A 12907-nucleotide genomic window follows, 5' to 3' on the forward strand; every position below is an offset into this window, starting at 1 on the left:
TCAGACAGTTAAAGAACAAATACGAGTTAGTTGAGATGTTATACTATAGTAGTACAAAATTATTTGTGAAAAACTATAGCGATCGCAAATCATTGATAAAAAAATTGTAAGTAGTGTAGGGTGAAAATTTGACAACTGATTTAACATCAAAAGTTTCCCCAAATTGTCTGGGTGTGCTTTCTCAAGCTGTTGCTTTCTATCAAGGGCAAACAAACCAACGCCCTTCTCCCTCGTTAGTCGTCGATGCATTGTTGCAAGTAGAAAAAGCCGCCAAGCAGCAAAGACTGACGTATCCTTTTGAGCCTCTTTTGGGTCAGTGGCGATTGTGTTTTACAACTGGAACCAAAAAGCTGAGAAAGCGAGGGGGGATTGCCTTGGGTAAAGGCTTTTATATGCCTAAGTTGACTCCAGCCCATATTTCCTTCAGTGCAACTCCACAAGCTGAAGACACAAATCCTGGCAGAGGGGAAATTACCAATTCAATTCAATTGGGACCGATGATATTGATGTTTGAGGGTCTGGCGCAATATTTGGGTAAGAAAAACTTGCTAGCATTTGATTTTACTCGCCTGCAACTGCGCTTGTTTGGTCGGGTAATTTACAGTGGAAATGTGAGAGGGGGTCAAGTTCAGGCTGAAAATTTTTACAACCAATCCATAGCGAAATTGCCCTTTTTTGCGTTCTTCCTAGTCACAGAAAACTTTATTGCAGCCCGTGGTCGTGGAGGTGGATTAGCACTTTGGATTCGCGAACAGTAAATGGACTTGTTGCAATTACCCGTACTGCCCACATTCTTCTCTGTAATATTTTAATAGATATTTGTAGACCAAATAGAAATAACTGGTATGCTTGTGCAACGATGAATAGACTTTTCAGGCTTCTCATTCGTAATTAATTCAACCGCTCCAACTGATATTGCAGCCGCAACATGAAGCGCATCCATTGCTCCAAGTCCTGATTCACTCATTTCTCTATATGCACTTTGAATAATTTCCTCAAATTCGGTTGCCCAGTATGAAACAGCACTAAAATATTCTTCATAAAACCTAATTTCGGTAACTTGATTATTGTAAATTGCTTTTGGCAATACCTCCAGTTTTAAAAACACACTAGAGGCAAACTCCCGATTAGGATCTTCGAGAATTGCTAACGCTCTTTCAGCAATAGCTCCCTCACCTCTTGCAGCAACAATCAGTACACCCGAATCGATAAATGTACGAGTCATTCAGCATCTTCCTGATATCCACCTCTACGTTGAGCTTTTTCACGCTCAACACCTTCCCAATCTAATAACGGTACACCAGAGCTAACAATTTCCTCACGGATTTTCCGTAACCGCTCTCCTAGGTTTGGCTTAGACTGCAGTTCTGCTTGGTGCTGAGTTGTCGCAGTAGACTTAAATTCCAGGAAATCTACAAAATCCATAACTTCCTGCTGCTTATCTGGTGAGAGTGCTCGCCATTTCTCTAAAAGCAATTGTTCAGTACTCATATATGCTTCACCTATAATAAACGCAATACGGATGGGTACCGTTAGTTTCGCTATCGCGCTCAACTTGCTTTATTATAGTTATCGACTTGACCACGCTTCTACTTTAGAATAGCTACGATCGCACGGTTTCAGTTAAGACCTCGCGATTGTGTGGTTCGTAAAGGTAAGCCATATCTGGTCCTGTGGGGATAATACCACCAGGGTTAAGGGGAAATAGATTGCCGTAGTAGTCCTGTTTGACACTCTCGACATCACAAGTGTTGGCAATACCGGGCAGTTGATATAAGTCCTGTAGGTAAGCGCTTAGGTACTGGTAGTCTTTGATTCTTTTGCGGTTGCACTTGAAAAGCCCGTAGTATGCGCTGTCAAAACGAAATAGTGTTGTGAAGAGACGGACATCTACCAGGGTTACGGTATCTCCGCAAAGGTAACGTTTTTTACTGAGTACGCTATCAATTTCATCTAAGGTTGAAAAGAGTTCATTGCAGGCGCGATCGTAAGCTTCCTGGGTTTGAGCAAAACCGCAACGATAGACACCATTATTGACGTTTGTATAAATCACATCATTCCAGCGGTCAATTGTCTGTTTGAGTTCCTTCGGGTACAAATCTAGGGTAGGATTTTTCGCCAACTCGTTGAATTCCGAGTTTAGCATAACGATAATTTCTGCACTTTCGTTGTTAACTATGGTTTTGGTCTGGTTATCCCATAAAACCGGAACTGTAGAACGTCCGCTGTAACCCGGTTCTGCTATTTGGTACAGTTCCGCAAGTCTACGGCAACCTTCATATTCTTCCTTAAAAACCCAACCCCCTTCTATGGGAGAGGGAGAAACGACAAATACTGATATCGCTTCTTCAAGCCCTTTGAGTGCGCGGACAACAAGGGTACGGTGTGCCCAAGGACAACTCAGCCCAACTACCAGGGTATAGCGTCCCGCAACTGGTTGGTATGGATTGTTTTCCTCAGAACTCACAAAGTTACGGAAATGACTGCTAGGACGAATGTACTCTCCTGAAGTATTGCGGGGGGCTATCTTTGACATCATCATGTGCCAGAGAGTCACCCAAACAAACTTTCCTAGCTTGATTATGAGCTTTGGTGGCAGTGACTTACCTTTGTTATTGGTCTTGGAAATTCCAGCTTTCATTGCGATCGCCCCTAATATATTAGCGATCCTAAATCATTCTTGCAAAATTTCTCACTCACTTGGGGTGGGCACTACCCGCCATAATGTAAACAGGATTTATCGGAAATCATTGAAGCTGCAGATTTAAATAACAGCATACTGAGTATATTTTATGCTGATTTTCTAGCAGTCAACGAGGAGTTTACTGGTTGTTTATAATAAATGTAATATGCTATGAACTCAATTATTTGTTACATCTACATAGCGTAGATCCAAGAACCTGTAATGTATATTTTTGTCATAGACATTAATAAATGACAGCAACAGATATGATCTGCTGCCTCAATCCTGAGTGCTCTCAACCAATAAATCCTGATGGAACAAAGTTCTGTGTCAATTGCGGATCGGAACTGGTGTCTTTACTTAGAAATCGTTATCGCGTTCTTAAACCATTGGGAGGCGGCGGATTTGCGCGTACTTATCTTGCAGAAGATATAGATAAGCTTGATGAACAATGCGTTGTAAAACAACTAGCACCACAAGTTCAAGGCAGCTGGTCACTGCGAAAAGCAACAGAGTTATTTCAACAAGAAGCAAAACGTCTGCAACATTTGGGAGAACACCCTCAGATTCCTCACCTATATGCCTACTTTAAGCAAGATGACTATTTGTACTTAGTTCAGCAGTTTATTAAAGGGCAGAATCTGTTGGAGGAGTTAAAACAGCAAGGGGTGTTCGATGAAGCAAAAATCCGAATTTTTTTGTATGATTTATTACCTGTTGTAGAAACAGTACATCAAGAGCACGTCATTCACCGAGATATCAAACCAGAAAACATTCTTCGCCGTGAAAATGATAATAAATTGGTGCTGATTGATTTCGGCGTAGCAAAGCAAAAGACAGGCACGGTAGCAGCAACAGCAAACCATCGACCGGGAACATACATTGGTTCCTTTGGTTATGCACCCCTTGAGCAAATGCAAAAGGGCGAAGCCTACCCCGCTAGCGACCTCTATAGCTTGGGAGTCACTTGCTTTCATCTGTTAACCGATTCTCACCCGTTGGACATATGGTTGGCAGAAGGCTATGGCTGGGTTTCTCGATGGCGGAAATATGTACGACAACCTATAACTCAGGAATTGGGCAATATTCTCGATAAGTTGTTGCAAATTAACCACGAAGAGCGTTATCAATCAGCTAAGGCTGTTTTACAGGATTTAAACACTCAGCCACTGCCACCACAAACACCACCAACTCACTCATTTTCCACAATACTATCCCAGCATCAACCATCAAGAATACCATCACATACTCAAGCTGCAAATACTCAACCGCCATCAGCTGCACCTTCAGGGTCTTTATCTCTCAAGAAACTGTTGCCATCAGCAGTGATTGCAGGCTCGGGGAGTTCATTTTTAGCTCTTATCCTTCTCAGTTTTTTAGGAACAATTTGGATGAGTTCTGGAATATGGTTTTTACTTTTGGGTGCCATAATATTTTCCCAATCTCATTCCATTCCCGAAAAAACTTATTTACTTCTTGTTTCTATAATTACAACCTTATTTGTTTTTATCGTCTACCAAAGATTATCAGTTGCTAATCTTCTCCAATCTGGATTAGATGGGCTAACAGTTCTTGTATTGCTAGTTCTTCTGGCAGGGTTATTAGCTTTTGCTTTCATCAATTTATCCCAGCTTTTAAAAGAGTTAATTTCTCATTATTTTTAATATAATATAAAAGGGAACTATATGAATGAAAAAAAAGAAAATATCAGATTACTTGCTTCTTTCCTAATAGCTGGGTTGTTAATGGCAGGTATTTTATGGTTTTTAGGTAGATTTGTAGGTTCTGGTAAAACTGACAATAAGTTACCAAGCTCATCTTCTATAAATTCGTTTTCAAATGATAACATGAGTTTGGGGGAGGAAATTTTTATTACCAAGAATAATTCTCCAGAAAAAGAAGAAGGAAGTAAAGCATTTGCCAAGGGTGATTTTGCAACTGCTGTAAGTAAATTTACCGCAGCCTTAAAAAATAATCCTAACGATCCTGAGACATTAATTTATTTGAATAATGCGAATGCCGAATTAAACAAAAGCAATACAAAACCTCTAAAAGTTGCTGTTCTTTTGTCACTAACAAGCGTCGATCAGGCAGAAGAAACCCTACGCGGTGTTGCTCAAGCTCAAGATGAGGTGAATAGCAGCCGCGAGAAAATTAATGGGGCTTGGTTGCAGCTTCAAATCACTGCCATTCCAAATATTAGAGATACCCAGACGGTTTCACAAATTAATCTTAATTTGGTGAACGATCGCAATATTTTGGCAGTCATCGGGTTTACTCTCAACCCATCGGTTTATAACGATCGCGGTTTAGTGATGGTTTCGCCAATCAATCCCAATGCCAGACAATCGTCTCAAATGCAAAAATATATCTTTTATGCTACACCCAATGCTGATGTTTTCAGTGACAAGCTTGCTGAATATATAGTCAAAAGAACTGGTATAAGAAACGTCGCTATTTGTAGGGATTCATCATTTCAAGCGAGACAGGACAGACCAAGAGAGTCCCCTGTAAGTATAGAAACTATCATAGACTTACACAAAGAGTCTATTCAAAGCAGTAAATATGGCGGTAAAGTCACCAGTACAAATTGCGATGTGAGTGACAATTCTTCAGTCAGTGATATCCTCAGACGAGCTAAAACTGATGGTGCAGAGGCGTTGTTATTATTTCCCAGCCCATTAACAATCAATAATGCGAATTCAAAGTTCTTCGATTTGCTTCGAGAGAATAAAAAACAAGGCGAGTTACCGCTGTTTGGTTTTCAAATCATGTATAACAGCAGAATTTTGAAATACGGAAAAGAAAATGTTAAAAAAATGGTGCTAGCTGTACCTTGGCATCGCGATGCGAATCCAGACATTCCCTTCGCCACAGAAGCTTCTGAACTTTGGGGTGGAGAAGTCAGCCCGCGAACAGCAGTTGTGTACGATGCACTTCAAGCAGTCATCGCTGGATTGAAAGAAAACAGTACCCGTGAGGGCTTACAAAAAACTCTGTCTAACCCCGACTTCGTAGCCTTTGGTGCAGCAGGACGAATTAAATTTTCACCAGAAGGTATTCGCGATCGCGTTGGCGGCGTTTTTCTAGTTAGAGTAGAACCCTGTACCTCCGGTAGGGGCTGCGATCCCAATACTCAACTCCGTTTTGATTTAGTCAAAGATTGATAAGTAGAATGATACAAATAAAGTTAACCCATGAGGGTCGTCCTTAGTCCTTTGTCATTGGTGAGTCCAGAGAAAGTAGGCGGGTTTCCCACGCCCTGGGGACTGGCGAACCCGGAGGGTCATTGGTAAGGATTTCGACGCGGCTTACATTCTTAACACAATTTTATTTATTTCTGTCAACTTACTTATTACTTATTACTTATTAACAAATGACCAATGACCAATGACCAATGACCAATGACAAATGACCAATGACAAATGACAAATGTGCAATCGAAGCTAACCAAAGTTTTGCCCAGATGCTTGGCTGTACTCCAGAAGAAGTGGTAACAATGCATGTTGCTGATTGGGACGCTCAATGGGGAAAAGAAGAGATCGTCCAATTTATTCAAACATCTCAGTTCATCAATGCACCGTTTGAAACAGTACATCGTCGTAAAGATGGTTCACTCTATGAAGTAGAAATTAGTGTGAGCGATGTAGAATTGGAAAATGAAATTATGCGAATCTGTATCTGCCGCGATATTAGCGATCGCAAGCGCATTGAAGCCGAACGCAAGCAGGTGGAAGCCGCTTTGAGACAGAGTGAAGAACGCTTACAGCTTGCACTGGAAGCCTCTGGAGATGGGCTGTGGGATTGGAATCTAGGAAGCCAAACCGTTTATGTCAGTCCTCGCTATCTAGAAATGCTGGGTTACAAGGCTAATGAACTGACCATAAACGTTGAAACTTGGAACGCATTGATTCATCCCGATGACAAATCCAGGGTACTCGATACACTTAATACCCACTTACAAGATAGCTCAGTTCCATATGGGTTTGACTATCGTGTCAAAACCAAATTAGGTGAGTGGAAATGGATTGCTAATTATGGCAAAGTTGTTACCCGTGATGAACAAGGCAATCCTGTACGAATGATCGGAACTCACAAAGACATTAGCGAGCGCAAATGCATTGAACTGGAATTGCAACAGGCAAAAGAAGCGGCTGAGGAAGCAAACCATTCAAAAAGTACCTTTTTGGCTTCCATGAGTCACGAGCTACGAACACCGCTGAACGTCATCCTGGGCTTTACCCAAGTCCTGCGCCGGGACCCATCTTTATCGGGAGTACAAAAAGACACAATTCAAACCATCCATCGCAGTGGAGAGCACCTGCTAAGTCTGATTGAAGACATCCTTGACCTTTCTAAAATTGAAGCCAACCGCACGAGTGTGGAAGAAAACAGTTTCGATCTCTTCGATCTCCTGCTCTCCCTGGAAGATATGCTGCGCCATAAAGCGGTATCCAAAAACTTAGAGTTTCGTTTCCAGACGGCTCCAGAAGTCCCTCAGTTCATTACTACAGATGCTAAAAAACTGCGTCAAATCTTAATTAATTTAGTAGGTAATGCCATCAAGTTTACGGAGCAAGGCAGCGTAACACTGCGGGTGAACGCAGAACCCATTACTCAAAAAAGTGTAAATTCATTAGAATCTTTGGATCGGGCTAATTCTGAAACTCTTTTAATTTTTGAAATTGAAGATACAGGTGTGGGGATTGCAGGCGATGAGACTGAAACTGTCTTCGACGCATTTGTGCAAAGCCGTTCTGGAAAAATGACTTCAGGTGGAACGGGGCTGGGCTTAACTATCAGTCGTCGATTGGCTCGTTTGATGAACGGTGATATTTCAGTCAGCAGTATACTGGAACAAGGCAGCACATTCTTTGTGCGTCTTCCCATTCAGATTGCTGAAGCTGCAAGTGTTCCTTCTCCCAAGCAAGAGCGATCGCCTATCGGGCTAGTTCCCGGTCAACCTACATATCGAATTCTGATTGTGGACGATCGAGCCGAAAATCGCTTGCTCTTGAGAACGCTGATGACTCAGGTAGGAATGGAAATCCAAGAGGCGACCAACGGACAGGAAGCTATTGCCCTCTGCCAACAGTGGCTACCCCATTTGATCTGGATGGATATTCAAATGCCCATATTAAATGGGTATAAAGCCACTCAGGTGATTCGCTCCTTTTCTACAGAACAATCACCAGTCATCATTGCTCTAACAGCTCAGGCATCAATGAGCGATCGCACCCTAGCTCATGCCTCTGGCTGCAACGATTTTGTCATCAAACCCTTCAATGAAAACCTTATCTACGAAAAGATGGCAGAGTATTTGAACTTGCAATTCGTTTATAGAGAAAGCCAAGAGCGATTGGATGCCCATCCCGTAACAACTACTCAAAACACCTCTTTTGTGCTGACTTCCGAGAGCTTCTCTGTGATGAGTGCAGATTGGCTTGCTGCACTGTATAGTACCACTCAAATTTGTGATGAAGAAGAGATTGAACAACTACTTCAGCAGATTCCAGACTCTCATGCTTCTTTAGCAAATCAACTGAGGCAACTTGCTTATAATTATCAGTTTGAACAAATTAAACACCTATTACAACAATACTTTGGGCATCACAATTTATCACCAACATAAGTGCGGTACAAGCCCGTTACCTTCATCCTTTAGCCTTTATACTGAGCGCCTTTTTGCACTAGCTTACGTAAATACTGCCACGAGAGCGCCCAGACTTGCCAAAAAAATAAGAACCTCCATAGAAATGCCATTCGAGATTGTTAAGGATTTCAACAGCCGTCTCTGGTGTAACGACTTGAGCAACTTCATCATCAATCATTCCCCGGTACCATCTGCCAGATTGCGATAAATGCTCGTACTCAACAAAATAATGCAACCACACACGTTTGCAGGAATGGCATTGGTCAATTGAGACTTCACCAAATCTGCCATTAGTTTCATCAATTCCCAACCATCTAGATGAAAATGTGCCATTACGATAGCCATTAAGGCTCATACAAATACAGGGTTCATTATTATTCATTGTGCAAAAATATTTAAAAATTCAGTCACAACATCCGCAGGTTTTGCAAAACAATCTTTGGCTTCAAATCTAACGGTTGGAATACCCTCACGAAGCAAGACACGGTCGCGCAAGTAATCTCTTGTGGTTTGTACGCTTTCTTGATGGTGTTGACCATCCACCTCTAAAATCATACACTTCCGGTTGTAAAACACAAGAAAATCAACTTCAACTCGACCCGTCAGCCAACCACTAGCATCCGATACAGGGGAACCTTGACGACCAACTCGACCACGCGTGTTAGCAAAGAATAAAACTTCTCGCTTGTCCAACTCTCCTGCAATCTTAATTTCAGCTTGGGATCGGAAGTACATACCACCCCATTCATAAGCTGCATTTGCATGGCCGTTTCCGTTACCAAAAGAATTACGATCGGGTCTTGGTACATCTTTCCCAGGTACAGCTAAAGCTGAACCACGTGTAAATTGTTCTACCTTCTGCCTGTACTCGTCGTCGAAAAACAACCGCCACCAGTGTTGGGTACCGTGTCCTTCACGTTGGTCTGCATAAGACAGGTGCAAATGTTCGTTCATTTCTAAATAGAAACCAGGTCTAGTTCTTGAATAAAGAAAGGTATTAATACGCTTTCTCAAACTTTTATCAAAATTTTTATTAGAAGTTGAAACAAGAAAGTCTAACAATTTACTTGTTTGTACTTCCAAATAGTAAGGAAGTTGTCCTCCTATAGGTATAATAGAGGTACTATCAGCGTTACGCTCCACTCCTTCTAAAGTTAATTCCATCTTTAATATGCTGTATGTGGTGATGCATCTGCTATATGCTATCTGAATAACTTTGGCAAAGTCACCCTACGGAATATACGGAAATTTAGTAAAACTTTGAATGAATGGGTTTAGTAGAAAGAATATTTTTCCAAACTTCACATTATCCGCAGAAAGTAAATTTATGAACTAGGTAACTAAACTTTGCACTCAATTCAGTAAGTAATATTATGTCTGTTTGATTACTTACGATACCCTAATTTGGCTCCTCCCCTTGATTGGAGGGTATGATGGTATGCAAAATTTCTTGGCGAATTGCGATCGCCATACAGAAATCATAAAAATGTCATAGTTGATTGTGCCAGAAATTGCAATATGGCTCTAGCGATCGCGGTTGACAAATGGCTGTAAGCGGATAGGAAGTTGAATAATAAACTCAGTTCCTTTGCCAACAGTAGAAAAACATTCTAATTTCCCTCCATGTCGTTCAGTAATGATTTGATAGCTAATTGCCATACCCATACCTGTTCCTTTACCTACAGGTTTAGTGGTAAAGAAAGGGTCAAATATGCGGTTTCTCACTTCTGGAGTCATTCCAGATCCGTTGTCTGCTACCGCAATCTCTACCCACTTGGCATCTTTAACCGTGGTATGGATAGCAATCTGGCTGGGGTTTTCCTTAATTTGTTGATATGTACGTTTAGCATTAACCTCATCCAAAACATCTATCGCATTCACTAGAATATTCATTAAAACTTGATTGAGTTGCCCTGGATAGCATTCTACTTGAGGCAAATTACCATAGTCTCTCTTCACTTCAATTGCTGGAGATTCAGGTTTGTCCTTTAAACGGTGTTGTAAAATTAACAACGTGCTTTCAATTCCCTCATGAATGTCCACCGTTTTGAACTCCGCTTCATCCATACGGGAAAAATTTCGTAGCGATAGCACAATGCCACGAATCCTGTCAGTTCCCATTTTGATAGAAACTAACATTCTCTGTAAATCCTCAATCAGAAACTCTAAGTCAATTTCCTCTGCCAAAGCTTGAATCTCTGGGTCATTGCTTAGATGGCGCTGCTGATATAATTGCAGCATCCGCAACAAATTTTGAGTGTAGTCTTGGAGATGACCGATATTACCATGAATAAAATTGACTGGATTGTTAATTTCATGGGCAACACCTGCAACCAGTTGACCCAGACTAGACATTTTTTCACTTTGAACTATCTGGAATTGCGTTTGTTGGAGTTCTTGGAGGGCATTTTTTAATTCCAGAGTCCGTTTCTCAACTCGTTCCTCTAATTCCTCATTTGCTTGTTGAAGTTCCAGTGCTGCTTGTCTGTTTTCATGAATAACTGCAGCCAATAGCAAGGTTGATAACGCGATAACCCCTACAAAAAACTGTAGCAGTACTAAGGATTCATTAACCGATGGTCTGGCAAATGACCCATAACCTTGGACGGTTCCCCAAATTGCAATTCCTGACATAATCACTATCAACAAGGTAACTTCTCTATGTTGAAAGCGAAATGCCGACCACGCTAATAATGGAATCAGCATATACTCTACTGAATATTCTCCGCCAAATGCTACTTGAGTAATGACAGCCGTTAAGAACAGTAAAAAAGCAAACTCTACAATCCATAATTTTCTAGGTTGTCTCAACAATCTAGAACGCTTGCTCCAAGTTAATAGTGCTGGTGTCACGAGAAGCATACTAATTACAATGGATGTCCACCAAAACCACCAAGTTTCTCCATACTCTGTCCAAGAAGCAACACCATTTAGACAAAGAACGGTTGTTGCAAGAGTCGTACTCAATAAAGGAGCAGTTATAATGACTCCCACAAATTTAAACACATCTTGAGAGCGATTCAAAAAATAGTAACCCTTAATGAAGCGGTTAATCAGAAAAGTAACGAGCAGTGGATCTATCAGGTCGATTATTGAAATGGCAACGCTAACTACAATATTTTGATAAACTAATGAGGAGTTGATAAGCAATTCGCTTAACAAAATAGCAGGCCAAATGCGATACTTCAGAACCAAAACAGCTGCTAAGTAAATACCTGCTGTAGGCCAAACAACTGTTACACCATTCTTAAAAGCCAGTGATAAGGCTACTTTACTAACACAAAAGTGAACAACAGGCAAAGCCAACACAGTCAATAACACTATCCGATCTAAGGCAAATGGTAAGCGCGTTTTCATACTTTTAGGTGTCAGAATTTTCATGTGAAAAAATTCAACAGTATACCTACTTAAAGTTCCCAAAAAAACTAGTTAAGTAACACTGAGCCAGTTTTTGTTACAACTGTGAAACAGTTTGTGGGCTTTTACAAAACCCACAAAAAGTACTTAGTTCCTGTCTTGCACCATCATGTTATTGCAAAAATCAAAGCCCAAAAAGCCGATCCCGATCGTAGGTAAGACTATGCCGCACACCCCCTCCCACAAAAAAGGTGTCAGATGTCAGTCCAATTGCCTCCCCTGATAAAGGGGAGGGCTAGGGAGGGGTATTTTTTTTTAGCGTTTACCCGGACACGATATAAGATTACCGAGCTTCTTTAAGCTTTACTCAAATAGCTCTCTCGGTGCTTTTTGTTATGTCTTTACAAATCATACCGAGAAAGCTTTTTTACATATCCTCTTACAATCCCTCAACTTTTAGTCGGGGAAGATACCAAAGTCACGCAGTTAATTTTTTATGCTCTCGCTCTATCTGACTAATTTCTCCCAGTAATTCCCTAAGTATCAATCTTACATTACCACTACTTGTTGTCACACGATCCCATTCTTTAATTAACGTCCTTAATCGATCGTTTTGAAAAGCCTTGTAGAGACGTTCTTCTGTCGCTTCATCTTCTTTGTATTCTCTCAAGCTAGGTCCTACAACATCCTTCCACATCAATTCAACTAAGGTTGAAGGAGATTTATTGCCCACACATTCAAAAAACCACTCTACAATATCCCACAATCGAATTGACTCTTTGACATCTGCAGGGAACAAGTAATCAATACCCTGTTTACACTGACAGTAAAAATCAATAAATACTTGGGAAACTGGGTCAGTAAATTTAGACTTGAGCTGTTCAACTTTGCTATTGAGTTGTTTTGTAGATTCGGTGATGTCCATAAGTGCAAATTCTTAATTGTATAAAAGAGTATACAAACAATTGAACTATATAGCGATCGCACTTATATTTGCCAGAATGTGAGAAAATAATGATGTAATCCAAATTTAATATGACACTGCACACAATTTTTACCCCTCTTCACCTCCCCCAACTTCCGAGAAGTGCCCTAGGCTGTGGGGTTCTTTCTATACTCTAACAATATCAAGCAAAAGGTACCGATAGGCAAAAGTTGCCTATCGGTAAGGAAGCAGCAAGAGCACAACTTACCGATTGGAAATTTTCTCCAAT

11 protein-coding genes are annotated in these 12907 nt (G+C 40.9%); 4 read left to right on the forward strand and 7 right to left on the reverse strand.

The annotated features are described in order from the left end of the window. Positions 1–128 precede the first annotated feature (128 nt). Positions 129–758 (forward strand): hypothetical protein, encoded by a 630-nt coding sequence (locus ACYRY3_RS23980; RefSeq protein WP_460204147.1) that lies wholly within the window; start codon positions 129–131, stop codon positions 756–758. A gap of 50 nt (positions 759–808) precedes the next feature. On the opposite strand, the gene ACYRY3_RS23985 is transcribed toward ACYRY3_RS23980, so the two are convergent. The 3 genes from ACYRY3_RS23985 to ACYRY3_RS23995 form a co-directional block, all read right to left on the reverse strand. Continuing rightward, positions 809–1225, reverse strand: coding sequence for a type II toxin-antitoxin system VapC family toxin (locus ACYRY3_RS23985; protein WP_460204148.1), 417 nt, complete (start codon positions 1223–1225; stop codon positions 809–811). Next, positions 1222–1491: a DUF2281 domain-containing protein gene (locus ACYRY3_RS23990; RefSeq protein WP_460204149.1), complete on the reverse strand. Its 270-nt coding sequence runs from the start codon at positions 1489–1491 to the stop codon at positions 1222–1224. Before ACYRY3_RS23990 ends, ACYRY3_RS23985 begins: the two co-directional genes overlap by 4 nt. Positions 1492–1603: 112 nt before the next feature. Next, a complete protein-coding gene (locus tag ACYRY3_RS23995; RefSeq protein WP_460204150.1) occupies positions 1604–2641 on the reverse strand; it encodes a glutathione S-transferase family protein in 1038 nt (345 codons plus the stop codon). Positions 2642–2934: 293 nt separating this feature from the next. On the opposite strand from ACYRY3_RS23995, the gene ACYRY3_RS24000 reads away from it, so the two are divergent. The 3 genes from ACYRY3_RS24000 to ACYRY3_RS24010 all read left to right on the forward strand — a co-directional run bounded on the left by ACYRY3_RS24000 (position 2935) and on the right by ACYRY3_RS24010 (position 8315). Continuing rightward, a complete protein-coding gene (locus ACYRY3_RS24000) occupies positions 2935–4347 on the forward strand; it encodes a protein kinase domain-containing protein (protein WP_460204151.1) in 1413 nt (470 codons plus the stop codon). Positions 4348–4368: 21 nt separating this feature from the next. Next, positions 4369–5850, forward strand: coding sequence for an ABC transporter substrate-binding protein (locus tag ACYRY3_RS24005; protein WP_460204152.1), 1482 nt, complete (start codon positions 4369–4371; stop codon positions 5848–5850). A 251-nt stretch (positions 5851–6101) separates the two neighbouring features. Then, positions 6102–8315: a PAS domain-containing hybrid sensor histidine kinase/response regulator gene (locus ACYRY3_RS24010; RefSeq protein WP_460204153.1), complete on the forward strand. Its 2214-nt coding sequence runs from the start codon at positions 6102–6104 to the stop codon at positions 8313–8315. A 58-nt stretch (positions 8316–8373) separates the two neighbouring features. Here ACYRY3_RS24010 and ACYRY3_RS24015 read toward each other — a convergent pair whose 3' ends face one another. The 4 genes from ACYRY3_RS24015 to ACYRY3_RS24030 form a co-directional block, all read right to left on the reverse strand. Next, positions 8374–8718: a hypothetical protein gene (locus ACYRY3_RS24015; protein ID WP_460204154.1), complete on the reverse strand. Its 345-nt coding sequence runs from the start codon at positions 8716–8718 to the stop codon at positions 8374–8376. Further along, positions 8715–9500: a DUF2726 domain-containing protein gene (locus ACYRY3_RS24020; RefSeq protein WP_460204155.1), complete on the reverse strand. Its 786-nt coding sequence runs from the start codon at positions 9498–9500 to the stop codon at positions 8715–8717. Before ACYRY3_RS24020 ends, ACYRY3_RS24015 begins: the two co-directional genes overlap by 4 nt. A 360-nt stretch (positions 9501–9860) precedes the next feature. Next, positions 9861–11693: an MASE1 domain-containing protein gene (locus ACYRY3_RS24025; protein ID WP_460204156.1), complete on the reverse strand. Its 1833-nt coding sequence runs from the start codon at positions 11691–11693 to the stop codon at positions 9861–9863. 478 nt (positions 11694–12171) lie between these two features. Further along, positions 12172–12618 carry a hypothetical protein gene (locus ACYRY3_RS24030; protein WP_460204157.1) on the reverse strand — a complete coding sequence of 149 codons (447 nt, stop codon included), beginning with the start codon at positions 12616–12618 and terminating at the stop codon, positions 12172–12174. Positions 12619–12907: the final 289 nt, after the last annotated feature.

Source organism: Scytonema sp. NUACC21 (assembly GCF_054684315.1).